This is a genomic window from Euryhalocaulis caribicus (assembly GCF_000412185.1).
Taxonomy (GTDB): domain Bacteria; phylum Pseudomonadota; class Alphaproteobacteria; order Caulobacterales; family Maricaulaceae; genus Euryhalocaulis; species Euryhalocaulis caribicus.
This window is the reverse complement of record NZ_ASJA01000024.1, coordinates 1-25299: the sequence shown is the minus strand read 5'-3', so window position 1 is coordinate 25299 and position 25299 is coordinate 1. Positions and strand designations below refer to the sequence as shown.

Below are 25299 nucleotides of genomic sequence, written 5' to 3'. Positions count from 1 at the left end.
TCCATGACCCTCGACCTGAAGATCACTGGCGGCCTTGTCTATGACGGGGAGGGCGGGGAACCGCGCCGCGCCGATATCGGGATCAAGGATGGATTGATCGCGGAGATCGGCGAAAGCGTCGGCGACGCCGCCGAGGAGATTGACGCTGATGGCGCAATCGTCACGCCGGGCTTTCTGGACGTGCATTCTCATTATGACGGCCAGGCCAGCTGGGACCCGGTGCTTCAGCCCTCCGTCAATCATGGCGTCACGACGGCCGTCATGGGCAGTTGCGGCGTCGGGTTCGCGCCCGTGAAGCCCGCCGATCATCAACGCCTGATCGAGTTGATGGAGGGCGTGGAAGATATTCCGGGCGTGGCGCTGGCCGAGGGCATGAACTGGGACTGGGAAAGTTTCCCGGAATATATGGACGCGCTGGAGCGGCAGGACCGCACCATCAATATCGCCGCGCAGGTCACCCATGACCCGATCCGCGTTTTCGTGATGGGCGAGCGCGCCGTGCACAGCGAACCGGCGACCGACGAGGACATCGCAAAGATGCGCGCCCTGACGCGGGAGGCGATGGAGGCAGGCGCGGTGGGCTTTTCAACCGGGCGCACCGATGTCCACCGCACCGCCAAGGGCGATTGGACGCCCAGCTCGGAGGCGACGATCAAGGAGCTGACGGGCATCGGCTCGGCGCTTGATGGTTTGGGGCATGGCGTTCTGCAGGCCGTCAGCGACTTCGATCTGGAGCGCGACGCGAACGCTTTCGATAGCGAATTCGATGTTATCGAGGCTTACGCCAAGTCGTCCGGCGGAAAACCTTTCTCGCTCTCTCTGATGCAGCGTGATTTCGCGCCGGACCAGTGGCTGAAAATCATCGACAGGTCCGAGAAGCTGAAATCGGACGGCGTGGACGCGCATTTCCAGGTGGCGCCGCGAGGGATCGGCGTTTTCCTCGGCCTTCAATGCACTTTCCATCCGCTTATGGCGCATCCGAGCTACCAGAAGATCGCCGACAAGCCGCTGGCCGAACGCGTGGAGATCATGCGCGACCCTGAGTTCAAGGCGCGGCTTCTCTCAGAAACGCCGGTCAAACTGGCCGGCCCCGGCTCTTCCGCGCCGCCGCTGGCCGATTTGCTGATCGAAAATATCGAGTTTGTCGCCATGAAGCTGTTCAAGCTGGGCGACGATCCGGACTATGAGCAACCGGCGGAAAACGCGTTGGGCGCGCAGGCCAAGGCCGAAGGCGTCAGCGTCTGGGAGAAGCTCTATGACACGGTTCTGGAGGATGACGGCAAGGCGCTGATCTATTTCCCGATCTATAATTATACGGAGATGAATTACGAGAATGTCCTGAAGATGATGCGTCATCCGCAGGCGATCCTCGGTCTCTCCGATGGCGGCGCCCATGTCGGCACGATCTGCGACGCCAGTTTTCCGACCTATTTGCTCAGCTATTGGGCGCGCGACCGTGAACGCGGCGACCGCATCGCGCTGGAGCGCGCGGTGCAGATGCTGACCGCCGATCTCGCCGATTATCTTGGCATGAAGGACCGGGGGCGGCTGAAAACCGGACTGCGGGCCGATATCAATGTGATCGACCAGGAAGCGCTGGGGTTGAAACCGCCCCGCATGGTGAAAGACCTGCCCGCGGGCGGTCAGCGCCTGCTCCAGGACGCGCGCGGCTATCGCGCCACCCTGGTCGGCGGGCAGGCGGTTATCCTCAATGATGCGGTGACGGACGCCCGTCCGGGCAAGCTGGTGCGTATGGGCCGTTAGGCCAGCGACTCCCGGCTTTCATCGGGAATTTTCCGCGCGGCTTCCAGTTCCTCTTCCAGGCGCGCGGTTTCATGCGCCCGCGCCTGGCTGAAGCGCGCGATGCCCAGGTAGATCACCGGCGTCAGGAACAGGGTGAACGCGGCGGCCAGACCCAGCCCGCCAAAAACCACCCAGCCGATAGAAGCGCGCGATTCCGCGCCCGGACCTCCGGAAAGGATCAGCGGCAGACCGCCCAGTACCGTGGACATCAGGGTCATCATGATGGGCCGCAGACGGATGGAGGCGCTTTTGGTGATCGCGTCGAACACCTCCATGCCCTGATCGCGCAGCTGGTCGGCGAATTCGACCACCAGAATGCCATTCTTCGCCATCAGACCGATCAACATGACCAGCCCGATCTGGGAATAGATATTGATGGACACCCCGGTCAGGAACAGCGCGAAAATCGCCGCTGCGATGCCGAACGGAACGGTCAGCATGACCACGATGGCGCTGGTCAGGCTTTCAAATTGCGCGGCCAGCACCAGGAACACGATCAATAATGCGATGGCGTAGGTGATCGCCACCTCGCGCGAGGTTTCCTGCAACGTGGCCGCTTCGCCCTGCGTGATCATGCTGATGCCTTCAGGCAGGCTTTCGGCCAGCCTGCGCAGGTCGTCGACAGCCGACTGCAACGGGTAGCCGGGCGCGATGCTCGACTCCACCTCGATGGCGCGGCGCTGCGCCACGCGGTCCAGCTCGGCCGCAACGCCTTCCTCGACCAGAGAGGCCAGGCTTGAAATCGGGATCAGCGCGCCGGAGTTTGACCGGACATAGAGGTTCACCAAATCGCTCGGGTCGTCGATCGCGCCGGTATTGCCCTCCAGATAGATCGGGATGGCCTGATCCTCGATATTCAGGTCGACCAGTTCATATCCGTCGATCATGGCGCGCAGGGTCGTCGCCAGATCGTCCAGCGGCACGCCCAGATCCGCGGCCCGCCGGCGGTCGATGCGCACCGATAGCTGCGGCTGCGTCGGCTGATAGGAAATCTCCGGATCGGTGACGTTGGGCAGCTGCGTCTCGATCCCTTCCGAGAACGCCTTCGCCGCCTCGTAAATGTCATCATATTCGCTGCCGGTCAGCGCCACCTCGATGCCGCTTCGCCCTCCGCCGAACGACAGGCTGGACCGGCCGAACGCATTCACGCGCATGCCGGGGATCTGCGCCAGTTTCGGCGTCAATTCCTCCAGGATTTCCTGCTGACTGCGTTCGCGGTTTTCCCAGGGGGCGAGGGGGGCCGTAATCCACACCCGGTTGAGGTCATAGCGCCCCACGATGGTGTAGATCGACTCGATCTCGCCGCTGTCCACATAGGGCCGAAGGATGGCTTCGATGCGGTCGGCCTGCCGCTCGCTATAGGTCAGGCCGACGCCATCCGGCCCGCTGGCCCAGACATAGATGGTTCCGCGGTCTTCAGAAGGCACCAGTTCCTTGTCCAGAGACGTGTAGAGCAGGCCCGCGCCCGCCGCCGCCAGAACCGCGACCCCCACCGATATCCAGGCATGGCGCAGAGCCACGCCCAGCGCGCTCTCATATTCCTGCGCCAGCCGGGAGCCGAGCGTATTGATACGATTCCTGAGAGGGTTCTCTTCCTTGGCCGGCCGCGCCAGCCGGGCGGCCAGCGCCGGCACCAGCGTCAAAGCCACGAAAGAGGAGATCGCCACGGCAATGGCCAGCACAAAGCCGAATTCCCGGAACAGCCGCCCGGCCGTGCTGGGCATGAAGGAGATCGGCACAAAGACGGAGATCAGCACCGCGGTAGTCGCCACGACAGCGAAAAACACCTGCCGGGTTCCCAGAACCGCTGAAGCCCGCGCCCGCATGCCGCGTCCGCGCTGGCGCTGGATGTTCTCCAGAACCACGATGGCGTCATCGACGATCATCCCGGTGGCCAGGACCAGCGCCAGAAGCGTCAGCATGTTGATGGAAAAGCCCAGCAGCCAGATCGCGGCCACCGAACCGATCAGCGCCACGGGTATCGCCAGCGCGGGGATCAGCGTGGTGCGAAGCGACCCGATGAACAGCCAGATCGTCAGGAAGACGATGGCGACCGTAAACAACAGGGTGGTCAGCACTTCCTGAACCGAGCCCTTGATGAACACCGCATCGTCGGACGTCGTCACGATTTCAAGATTATCAAAGCGCTGGTTCAGCCGGTCCTGAACCTCCCGTACGCCATCGGAGATATTGATGGTGTTGGATTGCGCCTGCCGGATGATCGACATGCCGATAACCGGGCGTCCGTTCAACCGGACATAGGACATGGCGTCTTCCGGGCCGAAATAGACCTGCGCCACATCGCCGATCCGCACCGGATCGCGGATCACGATATCCTCGACCTGCTGGGCATTCACCACGGTCGCGTCGGCCCGCACGAGCAATTCCTGATCGACGGAGCGGAAACTGCCGGCCGGGACGTCAAATTGCGCGTTGCGCAGCTCCTCGGCGACGTCGCTGACCGTCAGGCCATAGCTGGTCAGCCGCAGAGGGTCGAGCACGACGCGTAACAGCCTCTGCCGGTCGCCAGACAGCGTCACTTCCGCCACGCCGTCGATGGCCAAGAATTCGGGCGACAGGTCGTTCTCGACCACGCGCGTCAGTTCGTCCTCGTCCAGCTGACCGCTGTACACGGCCAGGGAGACAACAGGTTCGGCGTCGCTGTCGGCTTTTACGACGGTCAGCTGCTCCACATCGTCGGGCAGTTCGCGTTCAACGCGGTTCACGGCCTCCCGCACGTCGGAGGCGGCAATGTCCAGATTGGTGGAGGGCGAGAATTCGATGCGGATGCGGGAATTGTTTTCTTCACTGGAGGAGCGGATCTCCAGCACGCCGGAAACGCGCGCCACCGCGCCTTCCACGATGCTCGTCACCTCGGCGTCCATGGTTTCGGGCGAGGCGCCTGGATAGTTGGCGTTGACGCTGACGACGGGCCTGTCGACATCGGGCAGTTCGCGCACCTCGATGCCGAAGATCGCGGCGATGCCGGCAATAACGATCAGCAGATTGGCGACAAAAATCAGGATCGGCCGGCGGATCGCCAGCGACGGCAGGTCGTTTACGCTCTGATCGCTCACGGCGCCGCGACCGGCTCAGCCGGACCGGAGGCCGTGGGATCGCGCTCATAATCCACCTGCACGCCTTCACGCATGCGCTGGACGCCTTCCTCAACCACCAGATCGCCTTCCTGAAGCGCGGCGTCGACCAGCACGCGGCCTTCAAGCCGCTGGACAATGGTGGCGGAGACGCGCTGCGCGCCGCCATCCTTTATCGCCCAGAGATAGCTGCCTTCGCCGCCCCAGAGAATGGAGACTTCCGGCACCACCGGATATTCGCGTCCCTGCAGGTCCAGCGTCATGCGGAAACTCATGCCCGGGCGCAGGCGGTCTTCCGCGTTCTCCAGCGCCGCGCGCACGGTCACCGTGCGGCTGACCGGGTCCACGCGGCTGTCCAGATAGACAATCTCGCCGGACGCTTCCGGGGTTGAGGCTGTCCATGTGGCCGCCTCGACAGGGTCGCCGATATCAATGCGGGTCAGATACGCCTCGGGCACCGGGAAATCGACCAGCAGGGTTTCGCGCGCGTCCAGGCTGGCGATTTCCGTGTCCGGACCAATACGGTCGCCCGCGTCGATTTCGGTCAGGCCGATTATGCCGTCAAAAGGCGCGCGGACACTCTGGTCATACAGCCGCTCTTCCGCCTGGTTTACGGCGATACGCGCGGCCTGCACGGCAGTCCGGGATTCGTCCATGACCAACGCAGACACCGCGCCTTCGCCCGCCTCGTCATAACGCGTCAAAATCTGTTGAGCGTTTGCCAGCTGATTGCGGGCGGCTTCCACGTCCAGCCGCTCCTGCCGGGCGTCCAGCTCGATCAGGATATCGCCTTTCTCGACGCGGTCGCCGGCGTTGAAATTGACCGCTGTGACCTCCCCGCCGACTTCCGGAAACAGGGTCACCGATTTCATGGCGCGCGCGGTGCCGACCGCCTCGATCCGCACTTCTTCCGTGCGCATGGTCACCGGGGTGACAATCACGGGAACGGAATCACTCATCATGGCGCCGCGGCCATTGGCGGGGTCTTCCTCGCCCAGCGTAATGGTCGCGAACCTCACGAGTATCAGAAGCGCCAGAAGCGCCCCCAGCGTGATCAACGCGAACCGCACAGCAAGACGGCTTGTCAGGTCAGGAAAGGCCATAAAGGACAATCTAGATGAACGTGCAGGGTTTTAAACGGATCAGGCGCAGAAAACCGTCGCTTGCGCCTGTAATATTCTGTTGCTGCTTTTGCCCGATTCACGATCTGGAACACAGACCCCTGTAACGGTGTTTAAAGGCCCGACGACTGTTTTTGACACGAATGGAGTAAGAAAATGCGTCGGGAACTTCTTATTAGCGCGGCCGCGGGTCTGACCCTGTTCGCTGCGGCGTGTGGCGATCAAACCGCCATGGATGAGGCTGACACTGAGGCCGAAATGGACCAAACGTCCGAAATGGTCGCCAGTGAGGACATGAATGACGCCAACGATCCGTACGCCATGGAAGACGATGGCGATATGGATGCGATGGATGATGACGCCGACAATCTCGGCCAGACCGAAGCCGTGAACGAAGTGCAGGACGCCGCGTCCGGCCCCGTCGGCATGACGTCCGCGGCCGCAACGGGCGGCGACACGGAATCCTTCATCGAGGCCGCGTCTATCGGCAACCAGTATGAGATCCAGGCTGCCGAACTGGCTCTGGAAAAGAGCGATAACGCTGACATTCAGGCGCTGGCCCAGACCATTCTGGACGACCATCTGGCGCTGGGTGAGGAATTGACGTCCACGCTGGAAGCCGAAGGCCTGACCTTTACTGCGCCCGCGACGCTTGATGAGCGCCGTCAGGGCCTGATCGACAATCTGCAAGCCGCCAGCGGCGAGGATTTCGACGAAACCTATCTCGACCAGCAGATTGCGGCGCATCAGGAAGCGCTGACCCTGTTCAAGGCGCAAGGCGAACGTGGCGACAACGCTGCACTCTCCAGCCTCGCTTCCAGCTCGGTCGCGACGCTTCAGGCTCACCTTGATGAAGCCCGCGCGATTGAGGAAAGCGTGGAGAACGCCGAAGACGAAATGTAATTTCGTTCTTGTTCGAAAAAGAGCCGCCGGGCCGATCGGTCCGGCGGTTTTTTTCTGCGCGCAAGCTGAACCCAGGCGTCAGAGCGCCTGCGCCGCAATAGTAATTTCTGAATGTAAAGGGGGCTGGCGGAGGGGATGGGCCTGATATCCAACCTTCTCCACCACAAGTCTTTGATTTTGCATGAAAGAAGCACGCGCCCAAAGAATGCGCTTACTGAATTGAGCCGTCGGCGGCTGCTCCGTGCAATCGGAACACATTCCTTCCAACGGTAGCTTCTTCCATCGATGCCCTTTCCTACAGCCTACAGCTAGTGCTTTGACACTAGAGGTTTGGTACATCGCGATGCCGTCAGGGGAGAGCGGTATCCACTCCATCTCTGGCAGACTTTGCCCCGATCTTCGCAAGTCAACCGGAGCCGAAGGGGCGCACCCAAAAGACGACCAGGACCACGTAAACGGCATAGACGACCGGGAAGACCAGCACCTGCCACCGCCGGAAGCCGGTTTCGCGCCCGCCCCACCAGAGAAGCGCCGCATAGAGCGCAGGCATAATCGCCACGAAGGCCAGGCTTACCCAGTACAAATGCAGATTACCGATCGGCATTGCGATGATCGTGAGCGGGATGAAGGCGATGGTCATTGTCGCCGCCATGTCGCCTATAACGTCGGTCACCGCCGCCGTGATCTGTCCCTTGCGGGCAAGGCTCCATGTGGCGAAAACCTCCGGCAGCGTCGCCACGGGCGCAGTGATGAACAAGCCGCCGACGATCTTCTGAATACCAAGGGCGCTCACGATCTGCTCGGTCGAGAAGACGATGAAATAAGCCCCGACCGCAAGCGCGGCCACGCCGCCGCCCGCGAACCATTGTTCGCGCCGGGTCCATTCGACTCCCTGCCCCTCCTCGCGACCGCGCAAAAGCGCCTGCGCGAGGTAAGCCAGATAGGCTAGAAGCAGAATCCAGCCGTCAACCGGCTGAAGGCCCCGCCACGGCGCCGGAAGAGTGAGCAGTGCGACCAAGGCCAGAATGCCGAGATAAGGCAGCGCCTGCACCGTGATCGCGCCGGGGTCCACGGGCAGGAAGTGCTCGCGCAGATCTCGTTCGTGATCGCCGTGCTCGTTGCCGAGTTCCTTCTTACGGGTGGCGAGATAGGCGGTGATCACGAGAATTGGCACAACTATGATGTTGGCGCCCAGCATGGCTCCCAGTCCAATATCGGCAACTCCGCGAATGGCGCTCGTGACGTTGATGCCGATCTCCGGGCTTGCGGTGGCAAGTCCGATAAACGAGCCTCCAGCGGCGACGGAGAAGCCCCACTGCCGCCGCAGCTTCTTTAGTGGGTCGGCCAGGTGTTCCGCCCCCCAATGCGCCAGCCATACGGCAGCAAGAAGAACTCCGGCCCAGACAGCAATCACGACTCACTCCGAGGTCTGACATTACTCATCATGAACCGGCTCTTCGGTATGGCCGGCAATCTCGCTGTATCGATCTGCAGATCCTGATCCGGCACGTCGTAATCGACAGTTGCCGCGAGAAACCCGCAGGAGACTTTCATAAGCTCAATCGTGATCCACTCGCCGGGGCAGCGGTGGTTGCGGGTGTGGTCGCCGCCTCCCTGCGGAATGAAATTGAAGGGACTGCCATCCCAATCCCGAAAGCGCTCCGGCCGGAACTCCTCCGGCGCATCCCAGGCTCGCGGATCGCGATTGGTGCCGTAGAGGTCCAGCATCACGCGCCGTCCCCGCGGAAACCGATATCCGTTCCATTCGAGATCACGCCTTGCGCGCGCCAGCACCGCGGGAAAGAACGGATAGAAACGCCGAACCTCCTGCACGAAGAACTCCAAACTCTCATCGTCGGTCCGAAGCTCCTGGCGACAGGCCGGAAAACGATGCAGAGCGTGCGCGGCGAATGTGATGAATACGGAGACGGCGACGGTCGGCCGCAAGATGTTCAGCAGTTCCACCGCGGCGACGCGTGGACTCAACAGCGCACCGTCCAGGTCCCGCCATGTGGCGATCACACGCGCCGCGCTGTCTTCCGGTGGGTTCAGGCGGCCGGCACGAACCTGCTCTATGACGTCCTCGATCCACCGCTCCGAGCCCTTGCGGGACAGGCGCGACCACCAGTGCCTCGGTCCGATCGCCCCCGCGTCGTCGAACAGCGCCGTCAGCTGTGCGGTGCGCCGACTCACCTCCGGTTCGGGCAGTGGAACGCCGGCCCATGCGCAAACGGCTTTCGTCAGGAGCTCTTGCACCTCATCATAAAGGACGACCCGGTCCATCGCTGCCCATTTCCGAGCGTAGACGCGCCACAGGCCGTCGACCAGCTCTCGCAAATGGTCGATCCGCTCGGGCGCCATGAGCGACATGAACATCTGCTTGCGGTGTCGGTGCGCTTCGCCGTCCATCCCCTGAACCCCGCCCCGTCCGAAGAGGGTCTTCTGGATCCGGCCCGGCGTAGCGCCCCGCCGGACGAACAGGTCCTGCCGATAGAACAGTTCGGCCGCCTCCGGCCCGGTCATGCAGATCGTCTTGCGGAGCAGGATTCGCGCGAGGAAGAGATCGGACCGGTAGCGTCGGCACCTTTTCGAGACAAACCCGTAGGGGTCCAGGAGCAGAGCGATCGTGCTATCGGGATTTCGGTCGCGCGGGATGCGAGGCATCGGCTATTCTCCAAACCTGTCGGGAGGGGCCGGAGGTAGTCGCCTCTGTAGGACTGCTCCGCACCGTTCGCCACTGGTGCCTCCGTTGCAGGGCCGGCCTTTGCTTGCGGCGGTTTGCTCGCTCTCAAGCTTCCGCACGTCTTCTCTCGTCCTTCGCGCGAAAGCTGTCCAATATGAGCAGGGCGGCGCCACAGACCACCGCCACGTCGGCAAGGTTGAAGGCCGGCCAATGGTAGGCCCCCAGATGGAAATCGAGAAAGTCGGTGACCGCTTGAAAGCGCATCCGGTCAGCCACATTGCCCAGAGCGCCGCCGATGATCAGCCCAAGCGCTGCGCTGACCACCCGGCCTTGCGCTCGCCACAGCCAGACGGAAAGCCACGCCACAATGGCGAAGGCAAGCAGAACCAGAGCCCACCAAGGCACGATCCCGCTGAGCATCCCGAAACTGACACCGCGGTTTTCCACGAGGACGAGGTTCAGAACGGGGAGCAACTCGACGCCGTTCGCCAAGGCCGGCGAGCGAAGGGCGAAGGCCTTGCTGCCCTGGTCCAGAGCGAACGCCGCTACAGCGCAGGCTATGCCAACCCCGCGGACGTTCATGCAACCTCCCGCAGGTCGGCTCTCGCATCCCGGATGATCGACGATGACGAATGCAGGAACAGTCCGGCTATGATGGCCGCGACAACGAGATCGGGCCAGGCTGTCCCCGTCCAGGCGACCAGACCCGCCGCCACGACGACCGCCGCATTTCCTATGGCGTCGTTGCGTGAGAACAGCCAGACCGCTCGCACATTGGCGTCCCCGGTCCTGTGCGGCAGAAGCGGAAGAACTGCGACCACGTTGACGACGAGTGCGATCACGGCGAAGAGACCCATCAGCCCGGCTTCGGGCTGCTGCTGCACCAGCACGCGGTAGGCAGTGTTGGCGAGGACCCCGAGACCGAGCGCGCCAAGAAAAAGGCCTTGGATCATGGCGGAACGGGCGCGCCAGACCAGACTCCATCCGATCGCGAGCACCCCGAGGAACGTGATTAGACCGTCACCGAGGAAATCGAGCGCATCGGCTTTCAGCGCCTGCGAGCTGGAGATGAACCCGCCGACCATCTCGATGACGCCGTAGCCGACATTCAGCAGAATGACGATCCACAGTGCTCGCCTGTAAGCTGGCGTGATGTGGCTCAAGTCCTTCGGGAGATCGTCGAGGTCGCCTTCGTGATCGACATTGAGGCCGTCCAGACGGTCCAGCCGGTAGCCGATCCCCGCAACGGCGCGCTCCACTTCCGGCAGCTGCACGCCCGGATCGGACACATGCAGCGTCATGACCTGCGTTGCGGTCGAGACCTTCACTGCCTCCACGCCGACCGATCGAACCGCTTTCTCGATCTTTGCGGCGCAGGAGGGGCAGTCCATCCCTGTGACGCGATACCGGGCCATCTCTTCGGCATTGTGGATCAGGTCTGGGCTGCTCATTAGACTCTTCCTATCATTGGCACGATAAGGTATCACTGAGGGCTGATATGTCTAGTGTAGAAATCCAATCCGGGGATAGGGAAGACTCCGAGGTCTGCCTGAAGCGGGCCAAGCTTCTTAGGGGCTTCGCCGATTCCTCCCGACTGGCAATTCTTCAGGCGCTGAGGGACGGTCCTCTGTCGGTGGGGGAGATCGTCAGAGCGACAGGTCTCTCGCAACCCAACGCGTCGAACCACCTACGCTGCCTGAGCGAATGCGGTCTGGCGGTGGGAGAGCAACGGGGACGCCACGTCCATTACCGCTTGACTGACCCGCGGATTTCCCAGCTGCTTGAGCTCCTGGACGAAGTACTGACCGGCGTGGCGACTGGGGTTGAGAATTGCCAGAACTACTAGCCCGCAAGTACATATGCTGCCCGCTCGTTCAGCCGATCCGCGCAAGGACCGGGAAGGCGTCCAGGAGCCAGTAGGCCAGTGCACTTAGCCGACCAGTCACCATGGCCAGCCCCATCAGAATCATGACGCCTCCCGCAGCCTGATTCAGGCGGCGACCCCAACGACCAATGCCCCGCAGCTTGCCGGCAATGGCGTCGGTGAAGCCCGCAACAATGAGAAATGGGATGCCGAGACCCGCCGAATAGAACGAGAGCAGAGTGATCCCGTCGGCGACGGTTGAACTGGCTGCGCTGGCCGTGAGAATGGCGCCTAGGATCGGACCAATGCACGGCGTCCAGCCGAACCCGAAGGCAAGCCCGAGGACGTAAGAGGAGACCGGTTTCCCGCCCGGGAGGTCGAGATGGAAGCGCATATCCCGTTCCATGGCCGAGAAGCGCGCAGCTCCGATCATGAACAATCCAAACAGGATCACAATCCCACCACCGATGATGTTGAGCTCGTAGCGCCAGCGCAGCAGCGCCTGACCGAGCGCCGTGGCGGAGGCGCCGAGTGAAATGAAGATCGTGGAGAAGCCGAGGGCCTGGCTGGCTGTCGATGATCTCCGAGATGTCCTGGTCGATCGTGGTGGAAAGCGAAAGGCGGTTGGCGAGATTGCCGATGCTGATGTCGGCGCGGATCACCTGCGCGCGGTCGATCACCACGTCGTCAAGTTCCGGCGGTTCAAGATCGAGCCCCCGCAGGAACTGCGAAATGTCGTAGGCCTGAAAGTCGACGGGCTGGTTGGAATAGGTCTGCTCGAGAGCGGTCTCGATGAAGCGTTCGGCGACCGTGTGTCTAAGCTTTCGGTTGCCAGCTCGGACATGGACCCGCCCGGTCGATGGCGTGTAGACGATCATCGCCTCTCCGGGCGGCCGAAAATAGATGCTCGACCGATTGCCATCGTCATCGATCTCCCGAACGCTCGTGGGGGGATCGGGATGGAACAGCAGGTACATCTCCGCCGCCGGTTCATCTCCGTCCTCGGGGATGTCGAACTTGTCGATGCTGTAGCCGTCGCCGCGATCGAGACGCTTGTTGAGGTCGACCAGAAGCTCGTCGAGCAATGCACTGCCGGCGTCGGGCCCCCCGTCGACCGAAGGCTCGGCCATGAAGGTCTGGTAGTGCTTGTCGTAGCGCCGGTAGAGACGCAGGTGCAGGCTGTTCTCCGCCGCTTCAAATAAGCCGAGTTCGTTGGCGTAAGCCCACAGGCTTCGCGCGAGCTTGTCCCGCCGGTTCAGAAGTTCCTTGGCGCGGTCCGGTTCAAGCGTAGTCGTGGCGAGACCCTGGAGGACATATTCGCCGCGGTCGCTCGCAATTGTGACGATCCGGGCTGCTTCAGCTTCGAGCGGGCCCAGCCGGTCCTTCTTTTCCTTCGGCAGCATATTCCTCGCTGCTGTCGGACCGTCCGGATCGTCGGGGTCGAACTTGTAGGTCGCAAGCCAGGCCAACCTCTCGAAAGCCTTGCTGTTGAGAAATCCGGACAGCAATTCGGGCTCTGCATCATCGAAAAGCCGAGAAAGATTGGGGCAGGTTTTAGCCGGGACGCGTACCATTGAAGTCTCCGAGAGTTTTGACTTGCGCTACTGAAGGCGATCGTGGCGCCGTGCTCGGAGCTTGATACCGCGATGTCGCCTCTGGAGACCGAGGGCGACGTCGCCATTTCGCCGGAAAGTTACGTCCACAGAGGCGAGAACCACGCGCGCGTCCTCGATCTGCTCCAGGAGATGGGGACCGATCGGAGTTGCTTTGCGCGTCATGAACTTACCTCAATGAACTACTGCTCTCGACTGATTCAACTCGCGATTGTCGCGGACAAATCGGTGATCGGCAAGTCCCGATGTTCTCTACCTGCTCGCAACCTTGAATCCTGTAGGGAGTGATGTCCCGTCACGGCCAGTGGGGTGGCTTTTGATCGGTAAGTACCACCGATCACGGCTACCGAAACATGAAGCGCCCGAATCCGCTGCCGCCCGACCAGATGACGCCCGCAGAGCGCCGCACTGAGCTGTGCGGCCTGCTGGCGCTCGGGCTGGTTCGGTTGCGGATGCGAAAGACGGACGAAGTATCTGACGATACTGGAGAACGTTGCCTACACTATCCGCCCGACCAATGCCGTCATGCAACTCCAACTCACCGGAGAAATGCATGAACAAGCCCGATCCCATCCCCGCGCGCCTGGCCGCGCTGAAGACCACGCCAACGCCGGACCTGAAGAAACAGTGGCGCGACCTGTTCGACAGCGAGCCGCCCCCGTTCAACCGACGCTACCTCGAATCCCGGCTGGCGTACCGCATCCAGGAACTTGCCTATGGCGGGCTGAAACCGGAGACGATCCGGCGGCTTGAGCGGCTGGGCGAGGAACTCGACGGCGGCGACACGACGAAACGCAGGATCCGCGCCGACCGCGACCGCCCGATCAACGGCACGCGGCTGCTGCGCGAGTGGCAGGGCGTCGAACAGGTCGTCACCGTCACCGCCGATGGCTTCGAGTGGCAGGGTCGGCCGTACAAGTCGTTGTCCGCCATCGCGCGGGCCATCACCGGCACGCGCTGGAACGGCTGGGTGTTCTTCGGGCTCAAGAACCACAGGGGGCGGAGATGATGAAGCCGCCCGAAAAAACGAAGCTCGTCCGCAAGCTGCGCTGCGCGGTCTACACCCGGAAATCCTCCGAGGAAGGGCTGGAGCAGGAGTTCAACAGCCTCCACGCTCAGCGCGAGGCCTGCGAGGCGTACATCGCCAGCCAGCGTTCCGAGGGCTGGGTGCTGGTCCGCGATCAGTATGACGACGGCGGCATCTCCGGCGGCACGTTGGAACGGCCCGGACTGAAGCGGCTGCTTGAAGACATCGAGGACGGGCTGGTCGACGTGGTGGTGGTCTACAAGATCGACCGCCTGTCGCGCTCGCTCGCCGACTTCGCCAAGCTGGTCGAGGTGTTCGACCGGAACGGCGTGACGTTCGTCTCGGTCACGCAGTCGTTCAACACCACCACGTCCATGGGGCGGCTGACGCTGAACATCCTTCTCAGCTTCGCCCAGTTCGAGCGGGAGGTGACAGCCGAACGCATCCGCGACAAGGTCGCCGCCAGTCGGAAGAAGGGCATGTGGATGGGCGGGGTGCCGCCCTACGGCTATAGGGTCGAGAACCGGAAGCTGGTGGTCGACGAAGAAACCGCTGCGCATGTGCGCTGGATCTTCGCCCGCTTCCTCGAGATCGGGTCCTGCACGGAACTGGCGCGGGAGGTTGGCACGCGCGGAATCCGGACGCCGCGCGGCAACCGAATCGACAAGAAATACATCTACCGGATGCTCAGCAACCGCGCCTACATCGGCGATGCGGTCCACAAAGGCGAAAGCTATCCCGGCGAGCACGACGCGATCATCGACCGCGAAGCGTGGGATCGCGTCCACGCCATCCTGCAGGAAAGCCCCCGCAAGCGCGCCGCCCGGACTCGCGCCGACACGCCCGCGCTGCTGAAGGGACTACTCTTCGGTCCCGATGGCGCCGCGTTCTCGCCGACCCATACTCGCAAGGGCGACAGGCTCTACCGCTACTACGTCAGCCAGACAGTGCTGAAGCACGGTGCCGGGTCATGCCCCGTGGGCCGCGTGCCAGCAGGGGAGATCGAGGCCGCGGTCATCGACCAACTCCGTGCCGTATTCCGCCAGCCGGAGATCGTGGCGGGGACGTGGAAAGCTGCACGCGTCCACGCCGACGACGTCTCCGAAGCCGACGCCCGCGCAGCCCTGCAGCAGCTCGATCCGCTGTGGGACGAACTGTTCCCCGCCGAGCAGGCACGCATCGTGACATTGCTGGTTGAGCGCGTCGACATGCGCACAGACGGGTTAAACGTCCGGCTGCGCGTCGATGGGCTGAGCGGCCTCGCGCGCGAGATGCTGTCCGGCGGGATCGGAGAAGCCGCATGACACGCGGCATGCCGATCCCCGAGACTGTCACGCTCCACATCCCGTTCCGCGTCGTGAAACGCGGCGGGCGGAAGGAGATGCAATTGCCGGACAGCGCCGCGCAACCGCGGCGGACTGACAACACACTCGTCAAGGCACTGGCGCGCGCGTTCCGCTGGAAGCGGATGCTCGAGTCGGGTGAGTTCGCCACCATCGCCGAACTGGCTGAGCGCGAGGGGATCGCCTCCTCCTACCTGACGCGTGTCCTGCGCCTGACCCTGCTCGCACCGGACATCGTCGAAGCAACACTAGACGGCAGACACGGGCCAGCGGTGACGTTGGCGCGCGTCCTGGAGCCGTTCCCACTAGCTTGGAACGAGCAGCATGACGCGGTCGGAACGGCATCATCGCGCGACGGCAACAAGCCTGTCCTTTCCCCGCGCCGTTCAATCGGTTAGTAAAATCGGAGGGTTGGGGCCGTCAGCACAGTGCTCGATGCCCTGCACATTCATTCTATGACAGGCGCGACATTGGCAAAGCTTACACTCGAAAAACTTGAACGCCACCTGTTCGCCGCGGCTGACATCCTTCGCGGCAAGATGGATGCGTCGGAGTTCAAGGAGTATATTTTCGGCATACTGTTCCTGAAACGATGTTCCGACGTGTTCGAGCAGCAGCGCGAGAGGATACTGAAAGAACAACGAGCGCTTGGCCGGTCAGAAACGGAAGCCCTGCAGCGCGCAGATCATCCGTCTTCCTACACCAAAACCTTCTTCGTTCCTCCAGTCGCCCGCTGGGATCGACTCTTGAATGACGTGCACGCCAACGTCGCCAATGAATTGAACAAGGCTCTCGAGGGGCTTGAGAACGAGAACCACAACGCCTTGAGGGGTGTGCTGGGGCACATCAATTTCGCCCGGAAGGTTGGCGAGTCGGAGATCCCGGATGAGAGGCTTCGCCGTCTCATCAGCCACTTCAACAAGTACCGCCTGCTCGACGAGGACTTTGAGTTTCCCGACCTCCTCGGCGCAGCCTACGAATACCTGATCAGCGAGTTCGCGGACTCCGCCGGCAAGAAGGCGGGAGAGTTCTATACGCCACGGGGTGTGGTGCAGCTGATGGTCCGCATCCTCGATCCGCAGGGCGGCACATCGCTCTACGATCCCACTTGCGGCAGCGGCGGCATGCTGAACCAGGGTTACGAATACGCCCTGCAGCATGATGGCCGGCGCTTGAGCCTCTATGGCCAGGAGGACAACGGCGCGGTCTGGGCCATCTGCCGGATGAACCTGCTACTCCACGGCATCCCTGACGCCGACATCCGGAACGGCGATACACTCGTTGATCCGAAACATATCGAGGACGGCCGCCTCATGCGGTTCGACCGGGTGATCGCAAATCCGCCCTTCAGCCAGAACTACACCAAGCGCGGCATCCAGTTTGGCGACCGGTTCCGCTTCGGCTGGTGCCCTACGACGGGCAAGAAGGCCGACCTGATGTTTGCCCAGCACATGTTGGCCAGCCTCAAGCAGACCGGAAAGATGGCCGTGGTCATGCCGCACGGCGTGCTGTTCCGTGGCGGCGAAGAAAAGAAGATCCGGATCGCGCTGCTCAAGGAGGACTGCATCGAGGCCGTGATCGGCCTGCCGCAGAACCTCTTCTACGGAACCGGCATCCCAGCCTGCATCCTTGTGATGCGCCACCCGGACGGGAAGCCGGAAGCGCGCAAGGGCAAGGTGCTCTTCATCAACGCGGACCGCGAGTATCGCGAAGGGCGCGCGCAGAACTTCATCGACCCGGAGCACATCGAGAAGATCGTCAGCGCCTACGACGCGTTCGCTGACGTGCCCGGCTTCGCGGCGGTCATCGACAACACCGCCATCATCAAGGACGAAGCCGGCAACCTGAACATCCGGCGCTATGCCGACAGCAGCCCGCCGCCCGAGCCCCACGACGTGCGCGCCCACCTCCATGGCGGCGTGCCGAACCGGGAAATCGAAAGTATCCGCCCGCATGCGCAAGCTCAGGGCTTCGACGCCGATACGCCGTTCGTCGAGCGCGATTCGGACTACGCCGAGTTCGCGGGCACCGTCGAGAAGCGCGCCGATATAAGGGGACTCGTCGAGTCGGACCCCGGCGTTGCGGCCCGGCACGGTGAGATGGTCGCGGCCTTCGATGCCTGGTGGTCGTCGGCTCGGACCGGGTTGGCCGAGCTTCCCGAAAGCAAGCGCCTGATGCCGCTGCGCCGCGAGATGCTCGACAGCTTTGAGCCCGCCATGCTGCCGGTCGGCTGCCTCGACCGCTATGCGCTGATGGGCTCCATCGCGGGCTGGTGGGACGAAATCCGCTACGAGCTGCGCGTCATCGTCGAGAACGGGTTCGCCGAACTGGTCGACGGTTGGATCGAGACGTTGCGCTCGGCGCTGGAGGACGAGGATGCGGATGACGACGAGGACAGCGACGCCAAGAAGACCGTGAAGGTCACGCTGGAGGAGCTGCTCGCCCATCCCTTCGTGCGCCATCGCATGGCGGACTACGTCACCGAACTGTCCGCTGCGCAGGCCGAGGTGGAGCGGGTCAAGGCCGAGAAGGAAGCCTGGGAAACCGGCGACGGGGTCGAGGGCGCCGAGGATTGGCTCGACGGGGCCGAGGAAGGCAGCAACCTCGCCAAGGAGCTGGAAAAGCGCCGCAAGGAACTGCGCGCTGAAATGAAGGATGACGACAAGCGCCGGAAGGAGCTGGTGAAGACCACCGGAACCGGCAAACCCTCCAAGGGCTCCATCGACTGGATGCGCGCGCAGGGCACGGATGTGCGGGAGTTCGAGGCCGAACTTGCGGTAATCGAACGCCGCCTCGCGCCGTTGGTCGAGGAGGCCGAGACCATCGACGCCATGCTCGCCCCCTATGAGGCGATCAAGGAAGAGCTGAAGGAGGCGCGCGCCACACTGCGGCGGCTCAAGGCGGCGTTCGTCGAGCGGCTGACGGCCGCACGGGCCGAACTGGACGACGACGCTTGCCGCGAGCTGGTGCTCGACATCGACCGCGAGCGGCTGCTCGACCGGCTCGAGCGTGCCCGCGTCCGCCACGTCGGCGTGCTGGTGGCCGACCTGGAGCGGCTCTGGAACAAGTATCGGGTCAGCCTCAAGAGGATCGAGAGCCGTAGTGCAGACGCGACGAGGCGGCTCGACGGCTACCTGCTGGAGCTCGGGTATGCCTGATTCGGCCAAGCTCTCCGACTTCGCATTCATCAATCCGGCTACCGAAACCAACGGCACGGCAGCCGAGGCGCCAGTTGCCTTCATCCCCATGGCCGCCGTCGTCGAAAGCGGTGGGTGGCGCTCGACCGAGAACCGTCCTCTCTCTGATGCTCGCAGGGGCTACACGCTGTTCCAGCGCGGGGACGTGATTGTCGCCAAGATCACTCCTTGCTTCGAGAATGGGAAGGTCGCGCTACTATCCGACCTGGAAACCGAGTTCGGCCTCGGAAGCACTGAATTCCATGTACTGCGGGCCAAGCCTGGGCACGATCCGCGGTTCATCTATCACTGGACGCGCCATCCAGCGTTCTTGCGCGCAGGCGAAGCGTCAATGACTGGATCAGCCGGTCAACGCCGGGTGCCTGCCGGTTTCTTCGAGCGGTTCGAGATCGCAAGAATTACAGGTGCTCCCCAAGGGCTGATCGCGGACATCCTCGATGCCATCGACGACGCAGTTTTCGAGACTGACGCGGTGATCGAGAAACTTCGCACCGTCCATGTGGGCATTATCGACGACCTGCTGACCCGTGGTCTGGCTCCCGACGGCTCACCTCGCAAGCCTTTCGACCTTGTTGATACGAAAGTCGGCCCCCGGCCCAGAACATGGACGGTCGAAAACCTCGGGCGCTTCGTCGTCGGAGCCGAGTACGGAACCAACCTGTCCTTGGGCGATAGCAGCGCAGGAATCCCCGTTCTCCGGATGAACAACATCCAGGATGGCGAGTTCGACCTGTCCGACATGAAGTATGCGCCCGCCCATGCCGTCGATCGCTTCCGGCTCCAGCGCAACGATGTCCTGTTCAATCGCACGAACAGCTGGGAGCACGTGGGCAAGGCAGCCATCTGGCGAAGGGACGAGCCCGGTCCAGCTTTCGCATCCTATCTGGTTCGGCTTCATTGCGGCGATGCCCTGCTGCCCGAGTTTCTTCATCTCTGGCTGAATTGGGCGCCGGTCCAGCGCGCCATCCGGCAGTTCGCCACCCCTGGCGTCCAGCAGGTGAACATCAATCCCACGAACCTTCGGCGCGCGTTGATCGCGGTGCCGGACACGCTAGACGAACAGCGAGCCATCATCGAACGCGTGAACGGAGTCGCTGCGGCCATCGAGGACCACCGCCGCGAGCGCGCCAAGCTTTCATCGCTCCGTGAGGGCCTGCGGGACGACCTCCTCACTGGCCGAAAGCCTGTGGTGGCCATTCGTGAGGCTGCCGAATGAGCCAACTGGACCGTCTGGACGAACTGAATGTCGTCGAACGCCCCCTCCTGCGCCAGCTGGGGGTCATGGGCTGGTCCCATGTCGAGGGTGCGGACGAGGATCCGAGCACCGGCCGCAAGGACTATCACCTGCTCGGCCGCGACACCTTCCAGCAGACGCTGCTGCGCGACCGGCTCGAGGCCGCGCTGCGCAGGCTGAACCGCAACGACGACGGATCCGAATGGCTGGACGAGCGCCGCATCAACCAGGCGATCTCAGAACTGGAGCGACCTAACGCGAAGGACTTCATTGCGATCAACGAGGAACTGCACGACAAGATCGTGCGTGGCGTGAACGTCTCGGGCCCCCACGGCGAACACGAGCGCCGCGTGCGCTTCATCGGCTTCGAGCCGGGCGACGAAAACGAATTCGTCGCGGTCAACCAGTTCCGCGTGGACCCGCCCGGCGCTGTCGGCGACCGCGGTTTCATCGTGCCGGACGTCGTGCTGTTCGTGAACGGCCTGCCGCTGGTGGTGATCGAGGCCAAGAGCCCCGCTGTCACCGACCCCATCGCAACTGCCATCGACCAGATGCGCCGCTACGCCAACCGCCGCGTGCCCGAAAAGAACGAGGGTGCGGAGCGGCTGTTCTGGACAAACCATCTGCTCGTCGCCACCGACTACTACGACGCCCGCGTCGGCTCGGTCACCGCCCGGCCGGACGACTTCCTTCCGTGGCGCTCGGTCAAGCCGGTCGGCATCGAGCAAACCCGCGCCGCCATGGACGAGGTGTGCGGCGAGCTTGGCAAGGCGCCGGGCACGGAACTGGTGCAGCAGGAGGTAATGGCGGCGGGCCTGCTGCGGCCGCAATATTTGCTCGATGCGCTGCGCTCCTTCACCGTCTACATGACCACGGACGACGGCGTGCGCATCAAGGTGGTGCCGCGCTATCAACAGTTCCGTTCGGTGCACATTGCGCTGCAGCGCCTGCAGGAGGGCAAGACCCCCCGTCAGGATGGCATGAGCGACCGCCGGGGCGGCATCATCTGGCACACCCAAGGCTCGGGAAAGAGCCTGACGATGGTGTTTCTGGTCAGGAAACTGCGGACGATCGCCGCGCTACGCCGGTTCAAGGTGGTTGTGGTCACCGATCGGACCGACCTCGAGGATCAGCTGTCCAAAACGGCGAAACTTGCCGGCCAGGTCATGCGGGTCGCGCGGAATGCCGATGGCGCGAAGACGCATCTGGGCCGGCAGGAACCGGACCTCGTGTTCGTGATGATCCAGAAGCTGCAGGAGCGTAACGGCGAAGGCGATGAGCAGGAAATCGTGTTCGCGGCCGAGAACGACGAGCAGCTCGAGGCCAGGGGCGAGAACCTTCTGCCAGCCAAGACCGACGAAATGCGCTCCGGCAAGCTGGTCGCGAAGATCGGCGAGCGAAAGGCATTTCCCGTTCTGAACGAGAGCGAGGACGTCCTCGTCCTCATCGACGAGGCGCACCGCTCGCACACCAGTGGGCTCCACCAGAACCTGCTCGACGCTCTGCCCAACGCCGCGCGCATCGGGTTCACCGGGACGCCGATCGAAGAGAAGAACAAGAAGAAGACGCGGGCGATATTCGGCGCCTACATTGACCGTTATCTCCTCCGGGACGCCGAGGCCGACGGCGCCATCGTGAAGATCTTGTACGAGGGGCGGGAGCTGAGGGCCGATGTCACGGACAAGGGCACGCTGGACGGGCTGTTCGACGCCACCTTTGCCGGAAAGTCGCCGGACGAGCGGGAGGCCATCAAGGACCGCTATGCTACGGGCGCGCGCGTCCTCAACGCAGCTGACCCGCTGAAGGCCAAGGCGATCGACGTGCTCCGGCACTACGTCGTCAACATTCTCCCCAACGATCTAAAAGCGCAGCTCGTCGCAGCGAGTAGGGAGCTGGCCGTTCAGTACGTCGACGCCTTGAATGAAGCCCGCGACGAGATCGTTACTGCCATCGAGGGCGCTGCTGACATCCTGAAGGGTATTGCTCCAGAAGACGCGCAGGAGGCTGGCGGCGACGTGGCGTTCCTCTCCACAGCGTTGCCCTATCTGGACACAATCAAGGCTCTCGATTTCGCGGCAGTCATATCCGTGGATCACAACGACCTGCCACACCTGAAGGCCTGGGGGGGCGTGACGGAGACGAAGCAGCGGATCGAACGCTTCAAGAAGTCGCTGTCTCAGGACGCGCTCGCAATCCTGGTGGTGAAAAGCAAGCTGCTCACCGGCTTTGACGCCAAGGTCGAACAGGCGATGTATCTCGACCGGGCCATATCGGGCGCCGAGTTGCTGCAGGCCATCGCTCGTACCAACCGGACGGCTGGGGAGGCCAAGCGCTTCGGTATCGTCGTCGATTACTACGGTGTCGGAAAGAACCTCGCGGACGCTTTGGCGATCTACGACGCGGAAGACCAAAGCGATCTGACCGGCGGCATCGGAAAGCCTGAAGACCTCTTGCCGGAGCTGCGGCAAGCGCGTGACGCCGTCGTCAAGCACTTCACCGATGTCGGGATAACTCTCGGGTCCGACCTGCAGGCCTACGTCGATGCATGCGTGGCCAAGCTGAAGGACCAGAAGTTCCGGGCGCAGTTCCTCGTTCTCGTCAAGAAACTCGTCGGCTTGTTCGATGCCCTCATGCCGCGGCCAGAGGCACGACCATTCACGCGTGACGTGAAGATTTTTGCGTTCATCGCCAAGGCTGCGGCGAACCTTTACCGAGATCGTTCGCTCGACGTCCGGGGGGTCGCCCACAAGGTTCAAGCCATGCTCGATGCCTTCATCGAGGCGCACGGCATCGATCCGAAAGTACCTCCAATCGAGATCCTGGACCCGAACTTTGCCGCCGAGGTGGCGCGGAAACCGAGCGGTCGGGCGAAGGCAGCGGAAATGGAAAACGCCCTTCGCCACCACATTTCGATTTCCTTCGAGAAGGACCCTGCGAAGTACAAAACGCTCAGCGATCGCCTGGAGGGCATCCTCACGAACCACCACGAGGACTGGGATGAGATTGCCCGGCAACTTCAGGCGCTGATCGATGAAGCTACCGCTCGCTCTGGTGGTGGCTTCTCGGTCCACGGTCTTGAACCTCACACGGAAGCTCCGATCTTCGGCATACTCCGCCTGCGCTATGGCAATGATGATCGAGATGCGGACTTGGCAGAGCTTTCCGCCAGGATCGTTCAGCACTTGCGAGAGGAAAGCGCAGTCTCAGGGTTCTGGGACAATCCGGTAAGCCAAGAGGAGGCCAGGCGCTGGATTTTCCAGCATCTCGACAACTGCAGTATCTTCGATTTCGGTGACTTGGACGCGATTTCTTCCGACTGCATGGGGGTAGCGAGGGCAAACCGAGCCGCATTCACCTCATGAGCGAAACGATCGAGATTGACGAGCTCGTCTTCTCAGTGAAGCGAAGCACAAGGCGGAGAACGGTCGGCGTTACGGTTGAACGAGACAAATCTCTCATTGCTCATCTCCCGCAGGAAGTAGCGCTAGATGAGGCGACAAAGCTTATAGCCTCAAAGCTACTATGGGTTCACCAAAAGCTCGCTGAGCAGGCCGAAAGTGCGCGCGAGGACGTTTTTCGGATCGCAGAGTTTGTGGATGGCGAAGGCTTCCATCTGCTTGGGAAGCACTATCGCCTCAAACTCGTCGATGTTCCCAAGAATGCGACCGGTGTGCCGAGCGTCAGGTTCGAGGGCGATCGGCTTCTGTTGCGGCGAGAGCAAGCTTCCTCGGGGGGCAAGCGGATTGAAGAATACTATACTAGGGCGGCACATCCCTACCTGAATGAGACTGTTCAGAGGTGGAAGAGAATCGTTGGTGTGGAGCCCGGGCGCTTTGTTCAGGTAATGGATCTTGGATACAGGTGGGGCTCATGCAGCGCAGATGGGACATTGAACTTCCACTGGCGGACAATGCAGCTGCCACCCAGGATCATCGAATATGTTGTCGTGCACGAGCTAGTGCACATCAAGGTTCCAAACCATTCAGAAAAATTCTGGAAAATGCTCGGTTCGGTCATGCCAGACTATGAAAGTCGTAAAGCTTGGCTGAAGCAAAAAGGTGGCGAGCTTTGAAGGCATTGGCACAAAATCGTGTGTTCTTTGACGCCCCTTCTAAATTGTCGGCATAATTCAATCATTCGGTCACCTTCATGAAGCCCCGCTCGATCAACATTTTCCTTCTCGACGGCGATCCGAACGGCATTCGGGTGGCACAGATCTCGATGTCAACTATCCAAGCCATTGCCTTTCGACGCAATCAGCTACGTCGGGTTCGGGAAGCTTTCCCTGAGATCGAACGGCCAGGCGTCTACATCCTCATCGGTGCCGATGAAGACGCGCAGGACAGGCAGCTTGCGTATATCGGCGAGTCCGAAGGCGTCGGCGCACGACTATCGTATCACAACTCGAATGAGGCCGGTCGCGATGCCAAAGGATTCTGGACCGACACGGTCGTGCTAATCAGCAAGGACGAGAACCTGACCAAGAGCCACGCGCGCTATGTCGAAGCCTGCCTGATCCGGGGCGTCGTTAGCAATCCCCGCTGGACCCTGCCCAACACGCGCACGCCGTCTGACGACGCGGGCAAGCTACCACTCCCCGACCGCGCAGCCATGGACGAGTTCGTGGATCAGACAAAAACGCTGGTTGGAGCCCTGGGCTGGGATCTCTTCCGAGAAGTCCGCGGTCGTTCGCCGGAGCAGACCGCAGGGCGAGAACTGCCAGAGGCTGAAATCCATGAAAGCCCTCGGTTCTTCTTCCGAGGCGAGGGCTTCGCGGCAGAGATGGAAATTGGGCCCTCCGGGGATTTCGTCGTCGCAGCAGGTTCGAGGGCAAGGGTCCGGACGACGCGAACAATACCGAGAGGGACGGTCACGCTCCGGAACACCCTTGTCGAGAAGGGTGTCCTCCGCGAGGAAGGCGATTTTCTTGTCTTCACAAGCGCCTACAGCTTCACGTCTGCCTCTGCCGCAGCTGCGGCGGTCATTGGTGCGAGCGCCAATGGCCGGATCCTCTGGAAGCTCCCGGACGGACGCAATTACGCCGACTGGGAAGCCTCTCAAGGCATGTCAGACTGCGCCTCCGAGTGAGGCCGCCAAGGCGGTAGCAAGTTGGATTTCTGTTCCATCTCGCTAAAGCCACCCACGTCGAACCGCTTGGCGGACGCTCTCAAAAAGTTCTCCACTTTCAGTTACTTGCAAGAAATTCACCAAACTGGCGCAGTCATGAGGTCCGGAGAATATCGGCCCTTAGAGACCACTTCCGGGCCGCCTGGCGCCGGGGCCAGTGTTCAGCCCCTTCCGCATAACCCTCGAAAACAACGGAAAAATCCGGCCGCAGCCGGATCGGGAGAACGCTTTCGCAGGGGCAAGTGGCGGAGAGGAAGGGATTCGAACCCTCGATACGCTTTTGACGTAT

The 25299-nt window shown here is 62.4% G+C and carries 17 protein-coding genes and 1 pseudogene; 11 read left to right on the top strand and 7 right to left on the bottom strand.

Features of this window, described 5'->3' with window-relative positions:
* Positions 1-3 precede the first annotated feature (3 nt).
* Positions 4-1764: an N-acyl-D-amino-acid deacylase family protein gene (locus L338_RS14900; protein WP_022699202.1), complete on the top strand. Its 1761-nt coding sequence runs from the start codon at positions 4-6 to the stop codon at positions 1762-1764.
* Here the strand turns inward: L338_RS14900 and L338_RS14895 are convergent.
* Positions 1761-4880, bottom strand: coding sequence for an efflux RND transporter permease subunit (locus L338_RS14895; RefSeq protein ID WP_022699201.1), 3120 nt, complete (start codon positions 4878-4880; stop codon positions 1761-1763). The genes L338_RS14900 and L338_RS14895 overlap by 4 nt on opposite strands.
* The gene (locus L338_RS14890) at positions 4877-6001 is read right to left on the bottom strand and encodes an efflux RND transporter periplasmic adaptor subunit (protein WP_022699200.1); all 1125 of its coding nucleotides are present in this window, start codon (positions 5999-6001) and stop codon (positions 4877-4879) included. Before L338_RS14890 ends, L338_RS14895 begins: the two co-directional genes overlap by 4 nt.
* Positions 6002-6175: 174 nt before the next feature.
* Between L338_RS14890 and L338_RS14885 the strand changes: the two genes are divergently transcribed.
* Positions 6176-6922, top strand: coding sequence for a DUF4142 domain-containing protein (locus L338_RS14885; protein ID WP_022699199.1), 747 nt, complete (start codon positions 6176-6178; stop codon positions 6920-6922).
* 406 nt (positions 6923-7328) lie between these two features.
* Here L338_RS14885 and L338_RS14880 read toward each other — a convergent pair whose 3' ends face one another.
* The 4 genes from L338_RS14880 to L338_RS14865 form a co-directional block, all read right to left on the bottom strand.
* Complete coding sequence (locus L338_RS14880; protein WP_022699198.1) at positions 7329-8336, bottom strand: sodium:calcium antiporter; 1008 nt, start codon at positions 8334-8336, stop codon at positions 7329-7331.
* On the bottom strand, positions 8333-9586 hold the full coding sequence (locus L338_RS14875; RefSeq protein WP_022699197.1) for a cytochrome P450: 1254 nt from the start codon (positions 9584-9586) through the stop codon (positions 8333-8335). Before L338_RS14875 ends, L338_RS14880 begins: the two co-directional genes overlap by 4 nt.
* 124 nt (positions 9587-9710) lie before the next feature.
* Entirely contained in the window at positions 9711-10187 is a 477-nt protein-coding gene (gene lspA, locus L338_RS14870; protein WP_022699196.1) for a signal peptidase II, read from the bottom strand.
* The gene (locus L338_RS14865) at positions 10184-11056 is read right to left on the bottom strand and encodes a cation efflux transmembrane domain-containing protein (protein ID WP_022699195.1); all 873 of its coding nucleotides are present in this window, start codon (positions 11054-11056) and stop codon (positions 10184-10186) included. Before L338_RS14865 ends, lspA begins: the two co-directional genes overlap by 4 nt.
* A gap of 47 nt (positions 11057-11103) precedes the next feature.
* On the opposite strand from L338_RS14865, the gene L338_RS14860 reads away from it, so the two are divergent.
* Complete coding sequence (locus tag L338_RS14860; RefSeq protein ID WP_022699194.1) at positions 11104-11451, top strand: ArsR/SmtB family transcription factor; 348 nt, start codon at positions 11104-11106, stop codon at positions 11449-11451.
* Positions 11452-11479: 28 nt separating this feature from the next.
* Here the strand turns inward: L338_RS14860 and L338_RS18250 are convergent.
* Positions 11480-12028, bottom strand: a pseudogene (locus L338_RS18250) (cytochrome c biogenesis CcdA family protein); the annotation flags it as partial.
* A 1607-nt stretch (positions 12029-13635) separates the two neighbouring features.
* On the opposite strand from L338_RS18250, the gene L338_RS14840 reads away from it, so the two are divergent.
* From L338_RS14840 to L338_RS14800, 8 genes are all read left to right on the top strand, one after another.
* Positions 13636-14091 (top strand): DUF2924 domain-containing protein, encoded by a 456-nt coding sequence (locus tag L338_RS14840; RefSeq protein ID WP_022699190.1) that lies wholly within the window; start codon positions 13636-13638, stop codon positions 14089-14091.
* Entirely contained in the window at positions 14088-15413 is a 1326-nt protein-coding gene (locus L338_RS14835) for a recombinase family protein (RefSeq protein WP_027068587.1), read from the top strand. Before L338_RS14840 ends, L338_RS14835 begins: the two co-directional genes overlap by 4 nt.
* Positions 15410-15850, top strand: a complete 441-nt coding sequence (locus tag L338_RS14830; RefSeq protein ID WP_022699188.1) for a hypothetical protein — start codon at positions 15410-15412, stop codon at positions 15848-15850. The genes L338_RS14835 and L338_RS14830 overlap by 4 nt, the downstream gene beginning before the upstream one ends.
* Positions 15851-15907: 57 nt before the next feature.
* A complete protein-coding gene (locus L338_RS14825) occupies positions 15908-18610 on the top strand; it encodes an N-6 DNA methylase (protein WP_033311592.1) in 2703 nt (900 codons plus the stop codon).
* A complete protein-coding gene (locus tag L338_RS16765; RefSeq protein WP_022699186.1) occupies positions 18603-19865 on the top strand; it encodes a restriction endonuclease subunit S domain-containing protein in 1263 nt (420 codons plus the stop codon). Before L338_RS14825 ends, L338_RS16765 begins: the two co-directional genes overlap by 8 nt.
* The gene (locus L338_RS14810) at positions 19862-23245 is read left to right on the top strand and encodes a type I restriction endonuclease subunit R (protein ID WP_022699185.1); all 3384 of its coding nucleotides are present in this window, start codon (positions 19862-19864) and stop codon (positions 23243-23245) included. The genes L338_RS16765 and L338_RS14810 overlap by 4 nt, the downstream gene beginning before the upstream one ends.
* Positions 23242-23955: a M48 family metallopeptidase gene (locus L338_RS14805; protein ID WP_022699184.1), complete on the top strand. Its 714-nt coding sequence runs from the start codon at positions 23242-23244 to the stop codon at positions 23953-23955. The genes L338_RS14810 and L338_RS14805 overlap by 4 nt, the downstream gene beginning before the upstream one ends.
* Positions 23956-24032: 77 nt before the next feature.
* Positions 24033-24971 (top strand): GIY-YIG nuclease family protein, encoded by a 939-nt coding sequence (locus L338_RS14800; protein ID WP_022699183.1) that lies wholly within the window; start codon positions 24033-24035, stop codon positions 24969-24971.
* Positions 24972-25299: the final 328 nt, after the last annotated feature.

What these genes read in the sequence shown, in the direction of transcription:
- L338_RS14900 (WP_022699202.1), top strand. Translation starts at nt 4, where the DNA reads ATGACCCTCGACCTGAAGATCACTGGCGGCCTTGTCTATGACGGGGAG.
- L338_RS14890 (WP_022699200.1), bottom strand. Translation starts at nt 6,001, where the DNA reads ATGGCCTTTCCTGACCTGACAAGCCGTCTTGCTGTGCGGTTCGCGTTG.
- L338_RS14885 (WP_022699199.1), top strand. Translation starts at nt 6,176, where the DNA reads ATGCGTCGGGAACTTCTTATTAGCGCGGCCGCGGGTCTGACCCTGTTC.
- L338_RS14875 (WP_022699197.1), bottom strand. Translation starts at nt 9,586, where the DNA reads ATGCCTCGCATCCCGCGCGACCGAAATCCCGATAGCACGATCGCTCTG.
- lspA (WP_022699196.1), bottom strand. Translation starts at nt 10,187, where the DNA reads ATGAACGTCCGCGGGGTTGGCATAGCCTGCGCTGTAGCGGCGTTCGCT.
- L338_RS14865 (WP_022699195.1), bottom strand. Translation starts at nt 11,056, where the DNA reads ATGAGCAGCCCAGACCTGATCCACAATGCCGAAGAGATGGCCCGGTAT.
- L338_RS14860 (WP_022699194.1), top strand. Translation starts at nt 11,104, where the DNA reads ATGTCTAGTGTAGAAATCCAATCCGGGGATAGGGAAGACTCCGAGGTC.
- L338_RS14840 (WP_022699190.1), top strand. Translation starts at nt 13,636, where the DNA reads ATGAACAAGCCCGATCCCATCCCCGCGCGCCTGGCCGCGCTGAAGACC.
- L338_RS14835 (WP_027068587.1), top strand. Translation starts at nt 14,088, where the DNA reads ATGATGAAGCCGCCCGAAAAAACGAAGCTCGTCCGCAAGCTGCGCTGC.
- L338_RS14830 (WP_022699188.1), top strand. Translation starts at nt 15,410, where the DNA reads ATGACACGCGGCATGCCGATCCCCGAGACTGTCACGCTCCACATCCCG.
- L338_RS14825 (WP_033311592.1), top strand. Translation starts at nt 15,908, where the DNA reads ATGACAGGCGCGACATTGGCAAAGCTTACACTCGAAAAACTTGAACGC.
- L338_RS16765 (WP_022699186.1), top strand. Translation starts at nt 18,603, where the DNA reads ATGCCTGATTCGGCCAAGCTCTCCGACTTCGCATTCATCAATCCGGCT.
- L338_RS14810 (WP_022699185.1), top strand. Translation starts at nt 19,862, where the DNA reads ATGAGCCAACTGGACCGTCTGGACGAACTGAATGTCGTCGAACGCCCC.
- L338_RS14805 (WP_022699184.1), top strand. Translation starts at nt 23,242, where the DNA reads ATGAGCGAAACGATCGAGATTGACGAGCTCGTCTTCTCAGTGAAGCGA.
- L338_RS14800 (WP_022699183.1), top strand. Translation starts at nt 24,033, where the DNA reads ATGAAGCCCCGCTCGATCAACATTTTCCTTCTCGACGGCGATCCGAAC.